Annotated in this window: 19 protein-coding genes and 1 pseudogene; 7 read left to right on the top strand and 13 right to left on the bottom strand. The window is 71.9% G+C overall.

Features of this window, described 5'->3' with window-relative positions; all coding sequences use genetic code 11:
- Nucleotides 1-231 precede the first annotated feature (231 nt).
- From AB0M11_RS25910 to AB0M11_RS25895, 4 genes are all read left to right on the top strand, one after another.
- Complete coding sequence (locus AB0M11_RS25910; protein ID WP_365709407.1) at nucleotides 232-1,107, top strand: helix-turn-helix transcriptional regulator; 876 nt, start codon at nucleotides 232-234, stop codon at nucleotides 1,105-1,107.
- 1 nt (nucleotide 1,108) lies between these two features.
- Nucleotides 1,109-1,345, top strand: coding sequence for a DUF397 domain-containing protein (locus AB0M11_RS25905; RefSeq protein WP_177233215.1), 237 nt, complete (start codon nucleotides 1,109-1,111; stop codon nucleotides 1,343-1,345).
- 112 nt (nucleotides 1,346-1,457) lie between these two features.
- Nucleotides 1,458-2,273 carry an SAM-dependent methyltransferase gene (locus AB0M11_RS25900; protein WP_365709404.1) on the top strand — a complete coding sequence of 272 codons (816 nt, stop codon included), beginning with the start codon at nucleotides 1,458-1,460 and terminating at the stop codon, nucleotides 2,271-2,273.
- Between the two features lie 72 nt (nucleotides 2,274-2,345).
- Nucleotides 2,346-2,807: an SRPBCC domain-containing protein gene (locus AB0M11_RS25895; RefSeq protein WP_365709402.1), complete on the top strand. Its 462-nt coding sequence runs from the start codon at nucleotides 2,346-2,348 to the stop codon at nucleotides 2,805-2,807.
- A 1-nt stretch (nucleotide 2,808) separates the two neighbouring features.
- Here AB0M11_RS25895 and AB0M11_RS25890 read toward each other — a convergent pair whose 3' ends face one another.
- The 9 genes from AB0M11_RS25890 to AB0M11_RS25850 form a co-directional block, all read right to left on the bottom strand.
- A complete protein-coding gene (locus AB0M11_RS25890; RefSeq protein WP_365709400.1) occupies nucleotides 2,809-3,594 on the bottom strand; it encodes an NPP1 family protein in 786 nt (261 codons plus the stop codon).
- Nucleotides 3,595-3,846: 252 nt separating this feature from the next.
- Nucleotides 3,847-5,043, bottom strand: a complete 1,197-nt coding sequence (locus AB0M11_RS25885) for a PP2C family protein-serine/threonine phosphatase (RefSeq protein ID WP_365709398.1) — start codon at nucleotides 5,041-5,043, stop codon at nucleotides 3,847-3,849.
- Nucleotides 5,044-5,142: 99 nt separating this feature from the next.
- Nucleotides 5,143-6,132: an aldo/keto reductase gene (locus AB0M11_RS25880; protein WP_365709396.1), complete on the bottom strand. Its 990-nt coding sequence runs from the start codon at nucleotides 6,130-6,132 to the stop codon at nucleotides 5,143-5,145.
- A gap of 157 nt (nucleotides 6,133-6,289) precedes the next feature.
- Nucleotides 6,290-7,516: a cytochrome P450 gene (locus AB0M11_RS25875; protein ID WP_365709393.1), complete on the bottom strand. Its 1,227-nt coding sequence runs from the start codon at nucleotides 7,514-7,516 to the stop codon at nucleotides 6,290-6,292.
- 80 nt (nucleotides 7,517-7,596) lie between these two features.
- Complete coding sequence (locus AB0M11_RS25870) at nucleotides 7,597-8,805, bottom strand: cytochrome P450 (RefSeq protein ID WP_365709391.1); 1,209 nt, start codon at nucleotides 8,803-8,805, stop codon at nucleotides 7,597-7,599.
- On the bottom strand, nucleotides 8,802-9,395 hold the full coding sequence (locus tag AB0M11_RS25865) for an ATP/GTP-binding protein (RefSeq protein ID WP_365709462.1): 594 nt from the start codon (nucleotides 9,393-9,395) through the stop codon (nucleotides 8,802-8,804). The genes AB0M11_RS25870 and AB0M11_RS25865 overlap by 4 nt, the downstream gene beginning before the upstream one ends.
- Before the next feature lie 13 nt (nucleotides 9,396-9,408).
- Complete coding sequence (locus tag AB0M11_RS25860) at nucleotides 9,409-9,756, bottom strand: DUF742 domain-containing protein (RefSeq protein WP_365709389.1); 348 nt, start codon at nucleotides 9,754-9,756, stop codon at nucleotides 9,409-9,411.
- Nucleotides 9,753-10,160: a roadblock/LC7 domain-containing protein gene (locus tag AB0M11_RS25855; protein ID WP_123979438.1), complete on the bottom strand. Its 408-nt coding sequence runs from the start codon at nucleotides 10,158-10,160 to the stop codon at nucleotides 9,753-9,755. Before AB0M11_RS25855 ends, AB0M11_RS25860 begins: the two co-directional genes overlap by 4 nt.
- Nucleotides 10,157-11,776 carry an ATP-binding protein gene (locus AB0M11_RS25850; RefSeq protein WP_365709387.1) on the bottom strand — a complete coding sequence of 540 codons (1,620 nt, stop codon included), beginning with the start codon at nucleotides 11,774-11,776 and terminating at the stop codon, nucleotides 10,157-10,159. Before AB0M11_RS25850 ends, AB0M11_RS25855 begins: the two co-directional genes overlap by 4 nt.
- A 522-nt stretch (nucleotides 11,777-12,298) precedes the next feature.
- On the opposite strand from AB0M11_RS25850, the gene AB0M11_RS25845 reads away from it, so the two are divergent.
- Nucleotides 12,299-13,108 carry a hypothetical protein gene (locus tag AB0M11_RS25845; RefSeq protein WP_365709460.1) on the top strand — a complete coding sequence of 270 codons (810 nt, stop codon included), beginning with the start codon at nucleotides 12,299-12,301 and terminating at the stop codon, nucleotides 13,106-13,108.
- A 364-nt stretch (nucleotides 13,109-13,472) separates the two neighbouring features.
- Nucleotides 13,473-16,847 (top strand): pyruvate carboxylase, encoded by a 3,375-nt coding sequence (locus tag AB0M11_RS25840; protein WP_365709385.1) that lies wholly within the window; start codon nucleotides 13,473-13,475, stop codon nucleotides 16,845-16,847.
- 51 nt (nucleotides 16,848-16,898) lie between these two features.
- Here the strand turns inward: AB0M11_RS25840 and AB0M11_RS25835 are convergent, their stop codons facing one another.
- From AB0M11_RS25835 to AB0M11_RS25820, 4 genes and pseudogenes are all read right to left on the bottom strand, one after another.
- A complete protein-coding gene (locus AB0M11_RS25835) occupies nucleotides 16,899-17,873 on the bottom strand; it encodes a hypothetical protein (RefSeq protein WP_365709383.1) in 975 nt (324 codons plus the stop codon).
- 154 nt (nucleotides 17,874-18,027) lie between these two features.
- Nucleotides 18,028-18,483 (bottom strand): hypothetical protein, encoded by a 456-nt coding sequence (locus AB0M11_RS25830; RefSeq protein WP_365709381.1) that lies wholly within the window; start codon nucleotides 18,481-18,483, stop codon nucleotides 18,028-18,030.
- Between the two features lie 141 nt (nucleotides 18,484-18,624).
- Nucleotides 18,625-19,287 (bottom strand): MBL fold metallo-hydrolase, encoded by a 663-nt coding sequence (locus AB0M11_RS25825; RefSeq protein ID WP_365709379.1) that lies wholly within the window; start codon nucleotides 19,285-19,287, stop codon nucleotides 18,625-18,627.
- 37 nt (nucleotides 19,288-19,324) lie between these two features.
- Nucleotides 19,325-19,510: pseudogene (locus AB0M11_RS25820) on the bottom strand (polysaccharide lyase family 7 protein); the annotation flags it as partial.
- 223 nt (nucleotides 19,511-19,733) lie between these two features.
- Between AB0M11_RS25820 and AB0M11_RS25815 the strand changes: the two are divergent.
- On the top strand, nucleotides 19,734-20,225 hold the full coding sequence (locus AB0M11_RS25815) for a peptidylprolyl isomerase (RefSeq protein WP_365709377.1): 492 nt from the start codon (nucleotides 19,734-19,736) through the stop codon (nucleotides 20,223-20,225).
- Nucleotides 20,226-20,379 lie beyond the last annotated feature (154 nt).

Below are 20,379 nucleotides of genomic sequence, written 5' to 3'. Positions count from 1 at the left end.
AGCGGGACGCAGCTCAGTCTCCCCCAACTGCTCTGCTTCGCCTGCTCCTTGGTCGGCCGGAGCAGTAAGCCCACTCTGGCATCTGCCAACATCGTCTCGCAACCAGCAAGTTGAAAATTGCAAGAAGCGAAGTGCATGCTGCTCCGGGACAAGTAATGATCGATCGAGTCCGCGAGCCGATCACGAACCCGTGAGACGGTGACCCTGAAACCTGGTGTGAGGGGGTAGGGCGTGACCTCGGAGACCGACTGGGGCGGTGCCCCTTCCGTCTTGCGCATGATCCTCGGCCGGCAGCTGGAGGAGATGCGGACCAGGGCCGGTCTGACCTTCGAGCAGGCCGCCGCCGCCATCGGCGTCAGCCACTCCACGATCCGCCGTATGGAGGCCGCCAAGGTGGCCCGGCTCCGGCTGGCCGACGCCGAGAAACTCCTGCAGGTCTACGGCGTGACGGACCGCCAGGAGGTCGACACCTTCCTGCAGTCGGTGCGCGAGGCCAACAAGCGCGGCTGGTGGCACACCTACCGCGACGTGATGCCGGACTGGTTCGCCGCGTATCTCAGCCTGGAACAGGCCGCATTGCAGATCCGTGCCTACGAGAACCAGTTCGTGCACGGCCTGTTGCAGACCCGCCGGTACGCCGCCGCCCTGCTCGGCGCGGGCAACCCGCACGCCCCGTCCGAGGCGACCGAGCGCATGGTGGCGCTGCGCATGCGCCGCCAGGAGCTGCTCACCCGGCCGGCCCCGCCGCGGCTGTGGGTCGTGATGGACGAGACCGTCCTGCGCTGGCCGGTCGGCGGACCGGACGTGATGCGCGCCCAGATCGACCATCTGATCGAGATCAACCGGCTGCCCAACGTCACCCTGCAGATCATGCCGTTCGCCAACGGCCCGCACCCCGCCATGCGTGCGGGCGCGTACCACCTCTTCCGGTTCCGGGCTCCCGAACTGCCCGACATCGTCTATCTCAACGGCCTGGTGGGCGCTGTCTACCTGGACAAGAGAGCCGACGTCGTGGTCTACCGCGAGGCCCTGGACCGGCTGGGCGCCCAGGCGACGCCCGCCAGAAAGACCGAGGACCTCCTCGGTGCGATTCGCAAGGAGCTCTGACGTGCACCACCCCATACGCAACGGCATCCCGTCCCGGCAACTCGGCGCGCGCGGCTGGTCCAAGCCGTGGAGCGACGACGCCGGCGGCGCCTGCGTCGAAGTGAAGAAGCTCGCCGACGGACGGGTCGCGGTACGCCAGTCGACCGATCCCGACGGTCCGGCGCTGGTCTTCACGCCCCGAGAGATGACGAGTTTCCTGTCCGGCGTGAAGGCGGGTGACGCCGACTTCCTGATGTGACCCGTGGTCCCGGAACTTCCTTGGTATAGCTGATCGTTCAACCAATTCCCACCCCCGACGCACCACCCGCAGCCCCCCCCGCACCCCCCTCACCTGAATGGGAGACACGGCGTTGCCCGACAACGGATGGCCGGCCGACCGCATCGACACGGAGAACGCCCACTCCGCCCGGATCTACGACTACATCCTGGGCGGCAAGGACTACTACCCCGCGGACCAGGAGGCGGGTGACGCCATGGCCCGGGAGTGGCCCGCGCTCCCGATCCACATGCGCGCCAACCGCGACTGGATGAACCGCGCCGTGCGCTGGCTCGCCGAGGAGGCGGGGATGCGCCAGTTCCTGGACGTCGGGACGGGCATCCCCACCTCCCCGAACCTGCACGAGATAGCCCAGGCGGTGTCCCCGGACTCCCGGGTCGTCTACGTGGACAACGACCCCATCGTGCTCACCCTGTCCCAAGGTCTGCTCTCCAGCACGCCCGAGGGCAGGACGGCGTACATCGAGGCCGACTTCCGCGACCTGGCGAACCTCTACGACGCCCCCGAACTGCGCGAGACCCTCGACCTGGACCAGCCGGTCGCGCTCACGGTGATCGCCATCGTGCACTTCATGCTCGACGCGGACGACGCGGTCGGCGTCGTCCGGCGCCTCCTCGAACCGCTGCCGTCCGGCAGCTACCTGGCGATGTCCATCGGCACCGCCGAGTTCGCGCCCGACGAGGTGGGCCGGGTCGCCCGCGAGTACGCGGCCCGCAACATGCCGATGCGGCTGCGCACCATCGACGAGGCCCACGAGTTCTTCGAGGGCCTGGAGCTGGTCGAGCCGGGCATCGTCCAGGTGCACAAGTGGCACCCGGACGGCACCGGCGAACAGGGTATCCGCGACGAGGACATCGCGATGTACGGAGCGGTCGCCCGCAAGCCGTAGCACGGGTTCCGTGCCGGGGCCCGGCTCACCTTCCGGGCCCCGGCACGGTCGTCGGGCGCTACCGTCGGCTGCATGCACACCACGCGTGTCAGCAGGCGGATCCAGGCGCACCCGGCCGCCGTCTACCGGGCCCTGCTCGACCGGGAGGCGGTCGCCGCCTGGCGGGTGCCGGACGGCATGACAGCCCGGGTGCTCGCCTTCGACGCCCGGGAGGGCGGAGTGTTCCGGGTGTCACTGGACTACGACGACCCGCGCCGCGCCGGGAAGTCCGGCGGGCGCACCGACACCTACCGGGGGTACTTCGCCCGGCTGGTCCCGGACGAACTGGTCGTCGAGGTCATCGAGTTCGAGACCGGCGACGCGACCGTCCGCGGCACCATGAGGATGACCACCACGCTCACCGGGGCGGACGGCGCCACGGATGTCGAGGTCCTGCACGAGGACCTCCCCGAAGGCATCCGCCCCGAGGACAACGAACTGGGTACGCGGATGGCCCTCGACAAGCTGGCCCGGCTGGTCGAGGGCCGTGCCTGACTCAGGCGTTCGGGTCGAACGAGATCCCGGACGGCATGGAGTAGGACAGGTTCGCGGTGAACGAGCCGTCCTTGATCTTGATGGTGGCGTCGCCGAAGTCCGCGTTCATCAGCTTGTCCCGGTAGCCGGCCGGGTAGCCGTCCCAGCCCACCAGACGCGGATAGAACCAGCCGCCGGTCACGTTCTCCGGCGGGTCGTCGTTGGCGTTGGCGAAGCGGAAGTCGTGGGTGGACAGGCCGTCCTTGTGGTAGACGATCTTCGGGTGGGTGCCGTCGAACCGGATCGCCGAGGCCGGCTGCACCAGGTAGCTGCTGTGCTGGGACACCGAGACGTACCGCACCTGGTCGTCCTGGATCCACACGATGACGTGTTCCCAGTCGTGCCGGTGCCCGATCGCCAGCGGCCCGTACGTCGCCTGGTCCTTCTCGAAGTAACTGGCGTACATCACCGCGCACCAGCCGTTGTCGCACTTCTCGCGGGAGTACGTGTTGGCGTTGGCGAGCTGCGCGTAGTCGTGGCAGTGGCCGTTGACGTCGCCGCCGAGTTTCAGACCCGGGTTGACGGTGCCGTCGGCGCCGATGGCCGCGGTGGCGTAGCAGCCGTCGCCGTCGTAGTCGTAGGCGGGGGAGAAGGTCTGCTCCAGGCCGTCGGCGTTCTGCGGCAGCAGCGTCAGGACATCGGCGTGCGCGGTGGCGGGCACGGCGACCACCAGGGCGAGCGCGCCGAGAGCGGCGGCGAGGGCCTTGCGCAACGGCCGTCCGCGGGTGGGGGGCTGCCGGTCGGACATGTCGACTCCTCGTCGGTGGAAGGCGATGCGGAGTCTGGCAGTCGGCTGCTCTCGGCAGCCACCCTCACGACTTGACTTTGACCTGAAGAAAACTGAACGGCTTGCTCAACTCTGCCTGCGCGCAGGGATGTTGAGCTGTGGCTGACGCACGGGTCCGCCCGCGGCCAGGCTGCTGGTCCGCTGAACCGGCGCGGCTTCCCCGGCGCCGCCACCGCGACATCCGCCGAGTCCGGCGTACACCCCTTCTACCGGCTAGGTCAGAGCGGAGCCGCGGGGCGAGCTGCGGTCCGAGCCGTGGCCCGTGTGGTGGCCGAGGACGCCGTGGTGGTGGCGGGCCGGCACGGTCGGGGTGCGGTGCAGGGCGATCAGGGCCGCGTCGTCGCCCAGGCGGCCGCCCGCGTGCGCCAGCAGGTCGCGCCGGATGTGGTGCATCAGCGACTCCGGAGCGGCGTCGGTCCACTGCGCGACCCGCTCGGCGAGGGGGTAGAAGCGGCCCTGGGCGTCCCGGGCCTCGACCACGCCGTCGGTGTAGAGCAGCAGGGTGTCACCGGGCTCGAACGAGAACACGTCCAGGGTGTGCTCGACCTCCCCCGCCCCGGCCACGCCCAGCGGCGGCGACGGGTGCAGGCTCGGCACGGTGACCGCGTGCCCCGGGCTCAGCAGCAGTGGCGGCGGGTGACCGCTGCTGGTCATCCGGGTGACCGGGTCCTCGTCGGGGATCTCGACCAGCAGGGCGGTGGCGAACCGCTCGCCCGCCTCCTCCGGGGTCTCGAAGTCCGCCGCGTACCGGTGCACGCTCTGCCCCAGGGAGACGGCGAGGTCCGGCAGGGTGACGTGCCGGTGGCCGGACTCCCGGAAGGCGCCGAGCAGCAGCGCCGCCTCGCCGATCGCGGACAGCCCCTTGCCCCGCACGTCGCCGATCAGGACCCGGACCTCGCCCTCGCAGCGGGTCACCGCGTAGAAGTCCCCGCCGATCTGCGCCTCGTCCTCGGCGGCCAGGTACAGCGAGGCGATCCGCAGCGGCCCTATGTGCTCCGGCAGCGGCCACATCAGCACGTGCTGCGCGGCCTCGGCGACCGTGCGCACCTGGGCCAGCTGGGCGCGGCGCCGCTCGCGGACCGCGCTGTAGACGACCGTGATCACCGAGAGCAGTACCAGGGTGACGATCTGCACCACGTGGTTGGCGGTGCTCAGCCCGCCGTGGAAGACGGCGATCAGCACCTGGGCGGCCACCGCCAGCGCCCCGACCAGCGCGGTCGGCCGGGGACCGGCGAACGACGGGGTGAGCGCGGGCGCGATGACCAGGGCGGGGCCCAGGTGGATGTCCTCAGGTGTGCGGAGGTCCGCCACCGTGATCACCACGATGAGCGCGATCGGCAACAGCAGCAGCGCGTGCGACGACTGCCCCGACCGCCGCAGCCCTGCCGCCCCTCGCTGCAGCCTGCCCATGGCACCAGCGTGCGCCACCGCAGGGGGACCGGCCACCGCGACCCGGCCGGTCCGCCGCAGTGCCCGGTCGCGGGTGCCCCGGCAGGCGCTGTCGGGGTACTAGAGGTTCACGGAACGCATTCCGGCCTCGTCGTAGCGCTCGCCCGCCGCCCGGGGCACCTCGGCCTCGATCCGGGCCAGGTCCTCCTTGGTCAGCTCGACGTCGACGGCGCCCGCGTTCTGCTCCAGGTAGCTGACCCGCTTGGTGCCCGGGATGGGGACGATGCCGTCGCCCTGCGCCAGCACCCAGGCGAGGGCCAGCTGCGCCGGGGTCACGCCCTTCTCGGCGGCGATCTCCTTCACCTTGGCGGCCAGCCGGAGGTTCGTGTCCAGGTTGTCGCCGGTGAAGCGGGGTCCGGTGCGGCGCCAGTCGCTCGCGTCGAGGTCGTCCGGGGAGGTGAACCGGCCGGCGAGGAAGCCGCGGCCCAGCGGCGAGTAGGGGACGAATCCGATGCCCAGCTCCCGGCAGGCGGGCAGCACCTCGTCCTCCGGGTCCCGGGTCCACAGCGAGTACTCCGTCTGCACGGCCGTGATCGGATGCACGGCGTGGGCCCGCCGGATGGTCTCGGCGCTCGCCTCGCTCAGTCCGATGTGCCCGATCTTGCCCTCGGCGACCAGCTCGGCCAGGGCGCCCACGGTCTCCTCGATCGGCACGTTCGGGTCGACGCGGTGCTGGTAGTACAGGTCGATGTGGTCGGTGCCCAGGCGCCGCAGCGAGCCGTGGATCGAGCTGCGGACATGCTCGGCCGAGCCGTCCTGCGGGCCGATGCTGCTCATGTCGCCGGGCACGGCGTCGTCCATGCGGTAGTTGAACTTGGTGGCGATCACGTACTCGTCCCGGTGCCCCCGGATCGCCTCGCCGACGAGGGTCTCGTTGGTGAGCGGTCCGTAGAGCTGCGCGGTGTCGAGGAAGGTGACGCCCAGTTCCAGCGCGCGGCGGATGGTCCGCACGCCCTCGTCCTGGTCGGCGGTGCCGTAGAAGGCGGACATGCCCATGCAGCCGAGGCCGATGGCGCTGACCGACAGATCTCGCAGAGTGCGCTGTTGCATGTGACTCCAGCCTTTCCCGCTGACGTGCGTTCCTCATGGACGCTACGACTTGAAGAGCACTCGAAGTCAAACGGGTGCGGCCCGTCCGGCAGACCTGGCCCCGGGGCGGTGCGCTCCGCTCCGGGGCCGGGCGCCAGGTCGTCCGTGGTGAACCCCGTCAGGGGGTGAGCCGGACCGGCAGCTCGAACAGGTCGTTCTGGGTGACCACCGGCTTGTTGCGCAGCTCGGCGGCCGGCACGGCCAGGTCCAGGTGGGGGAAGCGGCCGTAGAGCGCGGGCAGCGCGACGCCGGCCTCCAGGCGGGAGAGGGCCGCACCCGGGCAGACGTGCGGGCCGTGCCCGAAGGAGATGTGCCGGTTCGGCGACCGGCGGGTGATGTCGAACTCCCCGGCGCTCGGGCCGTGCGCCTTCTCGTCGCGGCCGATCGCGGCGTACGACACGATCAGCGCGTCGCCCGCCGGGAGCACCTTGTCGCCGACCGGGACGTCCTCGGTGGCGAAGCGGATCAGGACGTGCGAGGTCGGGGTGGACCAGCGCAGGGTCTCCTCGACCACCGCAGACCAGTCCACCTCGCCGGAGAGCACCCGGGCCCGCTGGTCCGGATGGGTGGAGAGGTTGACCACCGCGTTGACGATCAGGGAGATCGTCGTCTCGTGCCCGGCCGCCACCATCAGCTGGAGCGTGGAGACGATCTCCTCGTCGGTGAGGTGGTCGCCGTCCTCGGAGGCCAGGATCAGTGCGCTGGTGAGGTCGTCACCCGGCTCGGCCCGCTTGGCGGCGACCGTCGCCGCCATGATCCCGGCCAGTTCGGTCAGCGTCGCGACGACCTCCGCGGGCGGGGTCTGGGTCGAGAAGAACTTCTCGAACAGCACCTTCAGACGGGGCAGTTCTGCCTCGTCGATGCCCATGAGGTCGGCGACCACGTACATCGGCAGCGGGTAGGCGAAGGCAGCCTTGAGATCGACGCTCTCCGCGTCCTCGGGCAGCCGGTCCAGCAGGTCCTGGGTGAGCTTCTCGATGCGCTCGCGCATCCGCTCCACCCGGCGCGGGGTGAGCGCCTGCGCGACCAGGGCGCGCATCCTGCGGTGATCGGCGCCGTCCACGGTCAGCATCGAACGGCCGGGGTTGGCGAGGCCGATCAGCGGCCAGTCCGGCGCGATCTCCCCGCGCTGCCAGGCCCCCCACACGTTGATGTCCTTGACCAGCCGCGGGTCGGTGAGCAGCGCCTTGGCCTCGGCGTGGTGCGTGACCGCCCAGACGGGCACCCCGCCGGGCAGCTCCACGGCCGCGAGCGGACCGGCGGCGCGCAGCCGCGCGCTCTCGCCGTCGAGGTCGGTGACGAAGGGGTCGAGGGCGATCCGGGCTTGTCCGGTACCGGTCGTCATCGTGACGTGCCTCCCAGGGCAGGGTCGGGTAACTGCGCCATGCGGTGTGCTGCGCCTGTCTCTCGACGCGGAGGTGCGGATCAGAGGGCGGGTACGGGAGTGAACCTGACGGGCAGTTCGGTCAGGCCCCGCAGCCACGGCGAGGGCCGACGGGTGAGGGAGTCGGCGGGCACCGCGAGGTCGATGTCGGGGAGCCGGTCGAGGACGACCTCGATGCCGGTCCGGGCGACCACCTCGGCGACCTCCTGGGCGGGGAACGGGCAGCGGTGCTCGCCGTGCCCGAAGGAGAAGTGCGCGTTGTTGCCGCCGGTCAGCGCGGAGGCGTCGGTGCGCACCTGGGGATCGGAGTTGGCGCCCTGCAGGCCGAGGATCAGCAGGTCGCCGGCGCGGATCCGGCGGCCGCCCAGCTGGGTGTCACGGGAGGCCCAGCGGCCGGCGACGTTCTGGCTGGGGGTGTCCTCCCACAGCACCTCGTTCATCGCCTCGGCGACACTGTTGCGCCCGCCGAACAGGGAGGCGGCGAACCGGTCGTCGGTGAGCATCAGGCGCAGCGAGTTGCCGATCCAGTCGGCGGTCGGCTGGTGTCCGGCCGCCATCATGACCATCAGGTCCTGCATGATCTCTTCGTCGGTGAACCCGTTGGTGTTCTGGAGCATCCGGGACACCACGTCGTCGGCCGGGTCCGCCTTCCGGTCGGCCAGCAACTGGGCCATGGACGTGGCCAGGTGGGTCTGCCCCGCCAGGGCCCGCTCCCGGCCGTCGATCATGTCGTTGAGGGCGGTGACCAGGCCGGGGCCGTCCTCGTCGGCGAAGCCGTACAGCTGCGCGAGGACCCGCACCGGAAGCAGCATCGCGTACTGGCCGATCAGGTCCGCCTCACCGGCGGTGCACAGTCCGTCGATCAGCTCGTCCGCGAACCGCTCGGCGTGGCCGCGCAGTTCGAACGGGTCGACGGCCTCCAGCGCGTCGCTGATCATCCCGGCCCGCTCACGGTGCCGCTCGCCGACGGTGTAGAGGATCGACGGCTGCTTGCGGCCGATCATCGGCAGCAGCGGCCAGCCGTCGGGGATCATGTCCCACTGGTTCCACAGCTCCGAGTCCCGGCTGAACAGCACCGGGTCGCCGGTCACCTGGTGCAGCTCGCGGTAGCCGACCACCAGCCAGGCGGGTATGTCCCCGTCGAGCACGACGGGGGTGACGGCGCCGTGGTCGCGCCGCATCTCGCGGTACAGTCGCGCCGGTTCGGTCTGGAACCGGGGGCCGCCGAGCGGCACGGCGTCGGGGGTCACACGAACTCCTGTCGGGGCAGGTCGGCCGGTGCCAAGGGGCCGGCGTACCGGGTCTTGACGTGCTGGACGAGCGTGATCAGCACCTGCTTGCCGGACTCCCGGGAACGGGCGTCGCAGGTCACCAGCGGCACGTGCGGATCCAGGTCGAGGGCCAGCCGGACGTCCTCGGGGCTGTGCACCGGGCCGCCGAAGTCGTTGCACGCCACGATGAACGGCGTGCCGTGCTTCTCCAGCCGGTCGATCGCGTACCAGGAGTCGTCGATCCGCCGGGTGTCCACGAGGACGACCGCGCCGAGAGTGCCGGAGAACAGCCGGTCCCACAGGAACCAGAACCGCTCCTGGCCCGGCGCACCGAACAGGTAGAGCACATTGCGGGCGTCCAGCGTGATCCGGCCGAAGTCGAAGGCGACGGTGGTCGCGGACTTGCCGCGCACCTCCTGGATGTCGTCGACCTCCGCGCCGGCCTGGGTCATCGTCTCCTCGGTGTTGAGGGGACGGATCTCGCTGACCGAGCGGACCAGGGTGGTCTTGCCGACGCCGAAGCCGCCCACGACCACGATCTTGAAACCGTGGTCGGCGGAGGCACCCAACGGGGTGCGCGCGTCAGAGGTTGCGGAGTCCAACGAGCACCTGCTCCAGGATGTCGGGGTCGGTGATGGCCGGCCGGTGGGGGTGGCGGGCGCTGACCCGGCCGGCCGCCTGCAGGTCGCACAGCAGGACCTTGGTGATGCTCACCGGCAGCTTCAGCTCGGCGGCGATCTCCACCACCGAGGTCGGGAACTCGGCCAGCCGCAGGATCGCCGCGTGCTCCGACTGCATGCCGGGACCCGGCTCCGACTCCGCGACGACCAGGGTGACCAGGTCGAAGGGGCTGTCGGGGCCGGCGCTGCTGCGGCCCCCCGTGAGGGTGTACAGACGGTCGGGCGCGTCGTCCCTGCCGGGCCGGCTCATGACGTGCGGGGCTGCGCGGTCAGGTGTTCGCCGAGCTGCTCGACCAGTTCGCTCATGTTGTGCCCGACCAGCCCGGGGTCGGCGTCCTCACTGGTCACCACGGCCAGATGGGCGCCCTCACCGGCCTCCACGATGAACAGGACGCCCCCGTAGAACTCGGTCATCGCCGACCGCACGCCGCCGCTGCCGTCGCCGAACTCGACGGACGCACCGTGCGACAGCGACTGGATGCCGGCCGCGATCGCCGCGAGCTGGTCGGCCTGGTCGACGGAGAGTTCCGGGGTGCGGCAGAGTTTCAGGCCGTCACGGGAGAGCACAAGGGCGTGCCGGGCACCCGGGGTGCGTTCCAGAAGGCCTTCGATGAGCCAGGTGAGCTTGTCGTCGGCGGTGGTCCTGCCGGTCATGAAGTGGGGTCGCCTTCCGGGTACGCGTACGGGTGGGACGTGGGCTCCGGTCCGGACTCCGGGTGGGGCGCGGGGACCGGGTCGTGGGTGGGAACGGGAGCGTGCGGGGCTGCTTCGGCGGCCGCGCCGGAGGTCTCGGCAGAGCTCTCGGCGGAGGGGCCGGCCGAGGGGGCGGCGGAGCTCTCGGCGGAGCCGGGGGTCGCCGGGCGGACGGCCTGCCGGAAGCTGTGGAAGCGGGCGGCACGGGCCTGGGCGTCCGCGGCACCGGAGGCGGGGCGCGGCTCGGCGGACTGGGCCGCCGAGCGGCGTTCGGCCTCGGCGAGGGTCCGGCCGCGGCGGCGCCTGGGCAGCCCGGTGGGCCCTTCCTCGAAGTCGTCGGAGAGGTCGGAACCGGCGGACTCGTGCACCGGCACAGGGTCCGCGGCGACCGGCAGCGCCTCGGCCGCGTCCCGCTCCTGGACGGGCGCGGGTTCGTCGGCGACCCGGCGGGTCAGCAGGTCCTGCGGGATCAGCATCAGCACCCCGGTGCCGCCGCGCGCGGACGGCCGGAACGACACCTTCAGCCCGTGCTTGCGGGCCAGCCGGCCCACCACCGCGAGCCCGAGCCGGGTACCGGTGAGACCGCCCAGCCCGGTGCTGTCCCCGGCGACCGCCCGCTCGGCGCGGCGCAGCTGCACGTCGCCCATCACCAGCCCGCTGTCCTCAACGGACACGATGACCCCGGCCGGCACCTCCTCCACGTACACGTGGACCTCGGCGGTCGGGGGCGAGAAGTTGGCCGCGTTGTCCAGGAGTTCGGCGAGCGCGTGCATGACGCCCTCGGCGGCGTGTCCGGCGACGGCCGTCTCGCTCACCGAGTGCACCCGCACCCGGCGGTAGCCGCTGATCCGTCCCATCGCACCGCGCAGGATCGACTCCATGCTGATCGGCCGCGCCCAGCGGCGGCCGGAGCGGGCCCCGGTGAGGACGGCGATGGAGTCGGCGAGCCGGCCCGCCTGGGCGGTGCGGTGGTCGAGGTGCAGCAGGTCGGCGAGCACGTCCTCGTCGGAGTGCCGGTCCTCCATGGCCCGCAGGTCGGCGAGGGTCGCGGTGGCCAGGGCCTGCATCCGGCCGGCCGCGTTGCCGGCGGCGGCGACCGCGGCGGCCCGTTCCCTTGAGGCACGGTCCAGTTCGGCGGTGAGCCGGGCGTGCTCCTGCCGGTACCACTCCAGTTCCTCGCCGCTGTCCTGGCGGATCCGGGCCCGCTCCTGCTCGAAGGAGTCCGCGAACTCACTGCGCTGGTGCGCCAGCTCGTCGATCAGCCGCTGCTGCTCCTGGCGCGCCTCCTCGGTGATCCGGGCCTGCTGCTGGAGCAGCCGCCCGATGTCCTGGCTCACCGCCTCCAGCCGGCGACGGGCGGCGCGCGCGGTCCGCACCGCCTGCACGGCCCAGGTCACCGCCCCGCAGAGCAGCAGCGCGGCCGCGCTCGCGCCGAGGGCGAGGGGGGTGCGTACCGACGACGGCGCGGCGGTCACCGCGGCGAAGACCGCGAGGGCCGACACCACGGCGGTCGACGCGAAGGTCGGAACGAGCGTACGGAGGGAAGGTCGTTCGCCGGGATGCGTGGGCGCGGTCATCGGTGAGGTCTGGTCCTCGGAGCAGGGAGGGATGTGTGTCCGGTGAAGGAGTTGTGACGCTCGGTGCTGAACTGGGCGTCACTATACGAGAGTTCGTGATCGAAACAGAACGGTTCAGGTCCCATTGCCGAAAAGCGGGGGACAGGGAAGGTGACTTGTTGTGCTCCGGCTGTGAACGGTCCTGTGCGACAAGGCGGTCTGCGGTGTCCGTGACCGGCCCGCCCGCCCCGCCTGTCTCCCTCACCCGCCCGGTTGCTCCAGCAACAGGCTGCGCGGAGCGTCTTCGACTTCCGGCAGGAAGCCGGGCGTTCACCGGCTGCGGAGAGCGTCGTGCGACGCGATCGCGGGCGCGCGGGTTGAGCCGTGGACGGGTGATAAATCCGACGCTGATATCCGACCGGTCGTAGCTCCCGCATCGCCGCAAATGATCCAAACGTCTATACGATGACGCATGGAACGGCCTCGCCGCGGTGGACCTCCGGGATGGCGCAGGCCGACGACCGGGATGGTGTCGAGGGGGCGATGCCTGTCATGGAAGGCGGCTGGAGCCAGGTGGTCGCGCGGTTGCTCCGCTTCGTGTGGCGCACGCTGCGCGGCGAATGGCACGCCATCGTCGTGGAGCCGGTACGGCAGCTGGTGCGGCGCGGACTGTCCGGGCTCGTGCTGGCTTTCGTCGCCGCCTTCGGCGTCATCTTCTTCCACGCCGTCGCCCAGCACCCCTTCGGCAGAAGGCTGGTGTGGCACCTCGGCGGTGTCACCGCCGACCTCCCGCTGTGGCTCTCCCTGCTGCGCACCCCGGTGTCGCTCTACGTGCCGGCGCTCGACCTGCCGGTCTGGGCGGGCATCACCCAGCTGTTCCTCGCCTTCGCGCTCGCCGAACTCACCCTCGGCCGCGGCCGTACCCTCGCCGTCGCCTACCTCACCACCCTGGCCGGCACCATGACCGCCCGGGTGATGGTCGCGCTGGGTCCCGGCTGGTGGGGCTTCGGCCTGCCCCCGGAGGTCGGCCGGGTCCTGGACACGGGACCGTCCGCGGCGGTGGTGGGCCTGTTCACCTATCTGGCGGTGGTCCGGCGCGCCCCGGTGGTCTTCGTCCTCACCGGCGGCTCGATGGTCTGGGAGTCCGTCGCCGTACCGAACCTCGCCGGCCGCGAACACCTGATCGCCGTGGGCTCGGCGATCGTCCTCGGTCTGCTGCACGGCCGCCGCCTGCCGCTCGCCACCCACCTGGTGGAACGCCTCGACACCACACCCTCGCCGCCCCGGTCCGACCCGCCGCTGCCCAGCCCCGGCCCACCGCGCCGACCCGTGCCGTCCTTCCGGCTGCCCTGAGGCTCCCCAACCCCTCCGGCTTCCCCGCAACCGCACCTCCCACGCGGCCGACCCCCCGAACTGCTCAACGACGTCAATGTGATGGTTTTCGCACTTCAGCCGGTTCCGGCACCCCCTAAGGTTGCGGCGAGCCAGGGGGTGTCCGGCGGATCAGGCCGGCCGGCGGGGACGGCGTCTCACGGCCGGTCCGGTCGGGGGCCGGGGCGTGCGGCCGCAGGACGCAGGAGGGAGTCGGCGAGTGACGACACCGCGGCGGATGCGCGTACCGGACTCGCGACGCCGACATGATCCGCCCAAGACCCCCTGAGGACGGGCGCGGCTGACACCATGGTGTTCGTCGCCGGCAGGCTGAAGGGATCCAGGGATGTTCCGCAAGGTGCTGGTCGCCAACCGTGGAGAGATCGCCATCCGCGCTTTTCGCGCGGGCTATGAACTGGGGGCGCGGACGGTCGCCGTGTTCCCCTACGAGGACCGCAACTCGCTGCACCGGCTGAAGGCCGACGAGGCGTACGAGATCGGGGAGCCGGGGCATCCGGTGCGCGCCTACCTCTCCGTCGAGGAGATCGTGGGAGCGGCCCGGCGGGCCGGGGCCGACGCCGTCTACCCGGGCTACGGGTTCCTCTCCGAGAACCCCGAACTCGCCCGCGCCTGCGAGGAGGCGGGCATCACCTTCGTCGGGCCCAGTGCCCAGACGCTGGAGCTGACCGGCAACAAGGCCCGCGCCGTCGCGGCCGCCCGCGCCGCCGGGGTGCCGGTGCTCGGCTCCTCCCAGCCCTCCAACGACATCGACGAACTGGTCCGCGCCGCCGACGAGATCGGCTTCCCGGTGTTCGTGAAGGCCGTCGCGGGCGGCGGCGGCCGCGGCATGCGCCGGGTCGAGGAGCCCGCCGCGCTGCGCGAGTCCATCGAGCAGGCCTCGCGCGAGGCGGCCTCCGCCTTCGGCGACCCCACGGTCTTCCTGGAGAAGGCCGTCGTCGACCCCCGCCACATCGAGGTGCAGATCCTCGCCGACGGCGAGGGCAACGTCATCCACCTCTTCGAGCGCGACTGCTCGCTCCAGCGCCGCCACCAGAAGGTCATCGAGCTGGCCCCCGCGCCCAACCTCGACCCCGCGCTGCGCGACCGCATCTGCGCCGACGCCGTCCGCTTCGCCCGCGAGATCGGCTACCGCAACGCCGGCACCGTCGAGTTCCTCCTCGACCGCGACGGCAACCACGTCTTCATCGAGATGAACCCCCGCATCCAGGTCGAGCACACGGTCACCGAGGAGGTCACCGACGTCGACCTGGTCCAGGCCCAGATGCGCATCGCCTCCGGCGAGACCCTCGCCGACCTCGGGCTCTCCCAGGAGACGGTGACGCTGCACGGCGCCGCCCTGCAGTGCCGCATCACCACCGAGGACCCGGCCAACGGCTTCCGCCCGGACACCGGCCGCATCAGCGCCTACCGCTCCCCGGGCGGCTCCGGCATCCGGCTCGACGGCGGAACCACCCACGCGGGTACGGAGATCAGCGCGCACTTCGACTCCATGCTGGTGAAGCTCACCTGCCGGGGCCGGGACTTCAGGGCCGCCATCGGGCGCGCCCGGCGTGCCGTCGCCGAGTTCCGCATCCGCGGCGTGGCCACCAACATCCCGTTCCTCCAGGCCGTCCTGGACGACCCGGACTTCCAGGCGGGCCGGATCACCACCTCGTTCATCGAGCAGCGCCCGCACCTGCTGACCGCCCGCACCTCCGCCGACCGCGGCACCAAGCTGCTCACCTACCTGGCCGACGTCACCGTCAACAAGCCGCACGGCGAGCGCCCCCACCTGATCGAGTCGACCACCAAACTGCCTCCGCTGCCCGCCGGTGAGCCCCCGGCCGGGTCCCGGCAGCGGCTGGTCGAGGCCGGCCCGGAGGGCTTCGCCCGCTGGCTGCGCGAGTCGCCCACCATCGGCATCACCGACACCACCTTCCGCGACGCCCACCAGTCCCTGCTCGCCACCCGCGTGCGCACCAAGGACCTGCTCGCCGTCGCCCCGGTCGTCGCCCGCACCCTGCCCGGGCTGCTCTCCCTGGAGTGCTGGGGCGGCGCCACCTACGACGTGGCGCTGCGCTTCCTCGCCGAGGACCCCTGGGAGCGGCTGGCCGCCCTGCGCGAGGCCGTCCCCAACATCTGCCTCCAGATGCTGCTGCGCGGCCGCAACACCGTCGGCTACACCCCGTACCCGACGGAGGTCACCGACGCCTTCGTCCAGGAGGCCGCCGCCACCGGCATCGACATCTTCCGCATCTTCGACGCCCTCAACGACGTCGGCCAGATGCGTCCCGCCATCGAGGCCGTACGGGAGACGGGCACCGCGATCGCCGAGGTCGCCCTCTGCTACACCGCCGACCTGTCCAACCCCGACGAGCGGCTCTACACCCTCGACTACTACCTGCGGCTCGCCGAGCAGATCGTCGAGGCCGGTGCGCACATCATCGCGGTGAAGGACATGGCCGGCCTGCTGCGTGCCCCGGCCGCCGCGACGCTCGTCTCGGCCCTGCGCCGGGAGTTCGACCTCCCGGTCCACCTGCACACCCACGACACCGCGGGCGGCCAGCTGGCCACCTACCTCGCCGCGATCCAGGCGGGCGCGGACGCGGTGGACGGCGCGGTGGCCTCCATGGCCGGCACGACCTCGCAGCCCTCGCTGTCGGCGATCGTGGCCGCGACCGACTACTCGGAGCGTCCCACCGGCCTCGACCTGCGGGCGGTCGAGGACCTGGAGCCGTACTGGGAGAGCGTCCGCAAGGTCTACGCCCCCTTCGAGGCGGGCCTCGCCTCGCCGACCGGCCGCGTCTACCACCACGAGATCCCCGGCGGCCAGCTCTCCAACCTGCGCACCCAGGCCGTCGCGCTCGGCCTCGGCGACCGCTTCGAGGACATCGAGGCGATGTACGAGGCGGCCGACCGCATCCTCGGCCGGCTGGTCAAGGTCACGCCGTCCTCCAAGGTGGTCGGCGACCTCGCCCTGCACCTGGTCGGCGCCGGGGTGAAGCCGGAGGACTTCGAGGCGACCCCCGACCGGTTCGACATCCCCGACTCGGTCATCGGCTTCCTCCGCGGCGAGCTGGGCACGCCGCCCGGCGGCTGGCCCGAGCCGTTCCGGACCAAGGCCCTCCAGGGCCGCGCCGCCGCCAGGCCGGCCCCGGAGCTGACCGCGGAGGACCGCGAGGGCCTGGCCAAGGAGCCCCGTACGACCCTGAACCGGCTGCTGTTCCCGGCCCCGACCCGCGAGTTCGAGACCCACCGGCAGACGTACGGCGACACCAGCGTCCTGGACAGCAAGGACTTCTTCTACGGTCTGCGTCCGGGCAAGGAGTACTCGGTCGACCTGGAACCCGGCGTCCGGCTGCTGATCGAGCTCCAGGCGGTCGGCGAGGCCGACGAGCGCGGCATGCGCACGGTGATGTCGAGCCTGAACGGCCAGTTGCGGCCGATCCAGATCCGCGACCGGGCGGCGGCCTCGGACATCCCGGCCACCGAGAAGGCGGACCGGGCCAACCCCGGCCACGTCGCGGCTCCGTTCGCCGGCGTCGTCACCCTCGCGGTGAGCGAGGGCGCCGAGATCGAGGCGGGCGCCACGGTGGCCACGATCGAGGCCATGAAGATGGAGGCCACCATCACCGCCCCGAAGGCCGGCCGGATCTCCCGGCTCGCCATCAACCGCATCCAGCAGGTGGAGGGCGGTGACCTGCTGGTCGAGATCGCCTGAGCACGGACCGCCGCGGGGGCGGGGGAGGGCCGGACCGACCGGCCCTCCCGGCTAGGAACGGGAGTAGTGCGCGCCCAGCAGGGCCTTCAGCAGGTTCGGGTCGCGCTGGGTGAGGTAGGCGGCGCTCGCCACGAAGACGTCACGGCCGTTCACGGCGAGCGAGGTCGGGTTGGACAGCCCCTCCTGCACGGTCAGCACGGTTGCGCGGCTGCCGTCCGGGCCGACCAGCGCGACCTCGTTGGCCGGGCTCAGTGCGGCGAGCACGTTGTCCGAGTGCCCGGGGAAGACGAAGTCGTCGACCCCGGTGAGCCCGGTCGCCCGCGTCCCGGCCGGCCCCGCCGAGCCGTCCGCGGCGACCGGGATGCGCAGCAGGGTGCCGCGGTCGGTGTTGGTCACCCACACCGCGTCCCGGTGCACCTTGATCCCGTTGGCACCGAAGCCGGTGGCCGAGGGGAGCCCGGCGAGCGCGGGGCCGGTGGCCCAGGCCGTGGGCTCGCCGCCCGCCCGCGGGACGCGCCACACCGTGCCCAGCGCGGAGTCGGCGACGTAGAGCACGCCGTGCCTCTCGTCGAGCGCCAGCCCGTTGGGCAGGCCGTCGGCCGGCAGCTGGGCGATCTGCTCGGGTGTGCCGCCGCCGGCCGGGATCCGCCAGACGCCGGTCCGGTCGGTGCCGGTGGCGTAGGTGACGTACAGGGTGCCGTCGAGGGCGCGGGCCAGGCCGTGGGTGACCGCGGTGTGCACGAAGGGCGTCCGGGGGTGCTGCTCGGCGGGCAGGGTGGCGAGGACCCGGACGCGGCGCTCCCGGGTGACCTTGACGACCTGCCGGGCGAACGCGAAGGACATGTCGACCGCCCCGCCCCGCTCGGCGACGACGCTCTCGGGTGTCTGTCCCTGGGCGAGGTCGAAGTGGGCGACGGTGTGCGGACGGGAGAGGACCGGCTCGTCGCTCGCGGCCGGAACCGCCGCGAGCAGGCCGATCACGACCGCGGCCGGTACGGCGACGGCCCGGCGGGGGAGTCGGGGCATGTGACCTCTTTCGACGGGGGCGCAGGGCTCCGGCGTACCGGTCACACCACCATGACGCTTCCCCGTCCCGTGGCCGCGGCAGCCGTGGCCGCGGCGTCGCCCGGCCGGCGCACGGCGTGGCCCCGCCTGCCGCCCGGCCGGGTGACGACCCCGCTCAGTTCCACAGGGGGTAGCTCATGACCTGCGTGTACCCTTCCGGCCTGACGTCGGAGTAGGTCAGGTTCATCCGCGTGAAGTGCTGCACGTTCGGGTGCTTCGTCCAGGCCGTCGGACGGTCGAGCCGGATGGTCACCGGGTACTTGTGGAACTTTCCGGCCGCGCAGTACGGCTTGCAGTCGTTCACCAGGTTCACGCCCTGGGCGACGGCGGACCCGTCGTTCCACTGGGACCAGCGCATGCCGGTGAGGAGGCTGTTGCCGTCGCCGCAGGCCAGCATGAAGTCGGTCGGCCGGTACCGCTGGTGCCAGAGGCAGTCGACGAGCACGGGGTGCTGGACCGGCGCCCGCGCCGGGGACGGTGTCGGCGGCGTCGCGGAGGCCGTCGTCATGCCCGCCGTCAGGAGCAGGGCCGCCCCGAGTCCGATCGCCGTTCCCACCACTGGTCTGCGCATGGTCGCTCCAGCCCGTTCCGCGTACGTGTCCTCTTCGACGCTACGACCGTCCGGGAAGATGTACCACTTGCGGAGTAATCACCGCCCGGAAGGGTGAAGTTCCCGACCGGCGCGTCCCGACGTGCCGGTTCCGGTGCGCGACTACGCGTACAGCGCGACGGCCCCGCCCCACAGCGCGCCCGGGTTCAGGCGTTCGGGGAAGCGTTCCAGCATGGCGTGGAAGAAGCCGAGCGCGTCCTCCTGCCTGCCGAGGAGTTCGTCGGTGGCGTCGAGGTAGAGCCGGGTCTCGGCGATGGCACGGGCGGCGTCGTCGTCGAGTTCCTTGTTCTTGTGTCCGGTCACGATCCGGCGCGGCCGCAGGCCTTCGACGACGGTGAGGGCCTCGCGCCAGGCGTCGCGGCCGCCGTCCCGGGATTCGGCGAGGTACTGGTGCACACCGTTGTGGACGACGTCACCGGCCACGACGAGTTCGAGGTCGGGGACGTGCAGCACGCTCGTTTCGTCGGTGTCGCTGTGGCCCACCTCCACGATGACCAGGTCGTGCCCTTCGAGGCTGAGCCGGTTGCCGGGCACGGTGACGGCGGTGACGGGGGCGTCCGGGATCTGTCCGGGGAAGAGCCTGTCCCAGAAGTGCGGGCGGAGGGAGACGTTGCGGTGCATCTGCGTGATCGTGCCCGCGGAGGCGACGACCTGCGCGCCGAATCGCTCCGCCAGGACGCCTGCGGTGAACCAGTGGTCACCGTGACCGTGGGTGGCGAATATGTGGGTCAGGTTCTTGCCGGTGGCTTCGACCCAGTCCCCCACCTCCTCGGCCTGGGCGGAGGGACGGTCAGGCCCATGGGATGGTGGTCGGTGACCCGGGGGAGCCGACCGGCTGCTGGAGCTGCCACACGGACAGGTCGAAGTTCCCGCCGGGTGCGACGTGCGGGTCCGCCGCGTCCGCGCTGCCGCCGAGCAGGGCGGTGAGCGCGAGGGTGAGGGCGAGGCTCGCGGTGGCCGGCGCCGCGAACAGCCTGGAGCGGTTCACGTGGGGGTCCTTTCGTCAGAAGGCCGCGCCCGGAGCTCGATGGGCGTTCATGTATGCGAACTTCGAGCGCATTCTGAACCGCCGATGACCGGTGAGGCTAAAGGTCCGAACCAATCCCGTCAACGGTTCAAGGGCGGTGGGGGGAAGCGCCGAGCGGTCCCGGCACACCCCGACACCCCGGGCCGTGCGGCCCGGCAGAGCCGTTCGCGATAGGTTGACCTGCATGAGCGACAACGTTTATTTCGACATCTCGATCAACAACGAGCCGGCCGGCCGGATCGTGTTCAACCTGTTCGACGACGTGGTGCCGGAGACGGCCCGCAACTTCCGTGAGCTCGCCACCGGGCAGCACGGGTTCGGCTACGCCGGTTCCGGCTTCCACCGGATCATCCCCCAGTTCATGCTCCAGGGCGGTGACTTCACCCGTGGTGACGGCACCGGCGGCAAGAGCATCTACGGCGAGAAGTTCAAGGACGAGAACTTCCAGCTCAAGCACGACCGGCCGTACCTGCTGAGCATGGCCAACGCGGGCCGCAACACCAACGGCTCCCAGTTCTTCGTCACCACCGTCGTGACGTCCTGGCTGGACGGCAAGCACGTGGTCTTCGGCGAGGTCGTCGAGGGCCAGGACATCGTCGACAAGATCGAGAGCTACGGCTCCCAGAGCGGCGCCCCCAAGGCCAAGGTCGAGATCACGGCGAGCGGCACCGTCTGATCCCGGACCGGAGTCTCGTCCACGGGGGACCGGGCGGCGCGCCCGGTCCCCCGGCATTTTTCACCGGGGGCCGCGCTCCCGGGGCGGGGGGGGGGGGGGGGGGGGCCGCGCGGGGGGGGGGGGGGGGGGGGGTGGGGTGGGAGGCGGGGGCGAG

Source organism: Streptomyces sp. NPDC051987 (genome assembly GCF_040680735.1).
Lineage (GTDB): Bacteria > Actinomycetota > Actinomycetes > Streptomycetales > Streptomycetaceae > Streptomyces.
This window is presented reverse-complemented; position numbering and strand designations above follow the sequence as displayed.

Bases quoted from the DNA above. Each gene is read 5' to 3' on its own strand.
- AB0M11_RS25895 (WP_365709402.1), top strand. From the start codon at position 2,346: ATGCACACCACGCGTGTCAGCAGGCGGATCCAGGCGCACCCGGCCGCC.
- AB0M11_RS25890 (WP_365709400.1), bottom strand. From the start codon at position 3,594: ATGTCCGACCGGCAGCCCCCCACCCGCGGACGGCCGTTGCGCAAGGCC.
- AB0M11_RS25885 (WP_365709398.1), bottom strand. From the start codon at position 5,043: ATGGGCAGGCTGCAGCGAGGGGCGGCAGGGCTGCGGCGGTCGGGGCAG.
- AB0M11_RS25880 (WP_365709396.1), bottom strand. From the start codon at position 6,132: ATGCAACAGCGCACTCTGCGAGATCTGTCGGTCAGCGCCATCGGCCTC.
- AB0M11_RS25875 (WP_365709393.1), bottom strand. From the start codon at position 7,516: ATGACGACCGGTACCGGACAAGCCCGGATCGCCCTCGACCCCTTCGTC.
- AB0M11_RS25860 (WP_365709389.1), bottom strand. From the start codon at position 9,756: ATGAGCCGGCCCGGCAGGGACGACGCGCCCGACCGTCTGTACACCCTC.
- AB0M11_RS25855 (WP_123979438.1), bottom strand. From the start codon at position 10,160: ATGACCGGCAGGACCACCGCCGACGACAAGCTCACCTGGCTCATCGAA.
- AB0M11_RS25850 (WP_365709387.1), bottom strand. From the start codon at position 11,776: ATGACCGCGCCCACGCATCCCGGCGAACGACCTTCCCTCCGTACGCTC.
- AB0M11_RS25845 (WP_365709460.1), top strand. From the start codon at position 12,299: ATGCCTGTCATGGAAGGCGGCTGGAGCCAGGTGGTCGCGCGGTTGCTC.
- AB0M11_RS25840 (WP_365709385.1), top strand. From the start codon at position 13,473: ATGTTCCGCAAGGTGCTGGTCGCCAACCGTGGAGAGATCGCCATCCGC.
- AB0M11_RS25835 (WP_365709383.1), bottom strand. From the start codon at position 17,873: ATGCCCCGACTCCCCCGCCGGGCCGTCGCCGTACCGGCCGCGGTCGTG.
- AB0M11_RS25830 (WP_365709381.1), bottom strand. From the start codon at position 18,483: ATGCGCAGACCAGTGGTGGGAACGGCGATCGGACTCGGGGCGGCCCTG.
- AB0M11_RS25815 (WP_365709377.1), top strand. From the start codon at position 19,734: ATGAGCGACAACGTTTATTTCGACATCTCGATCAACAACGAGCCGGCC.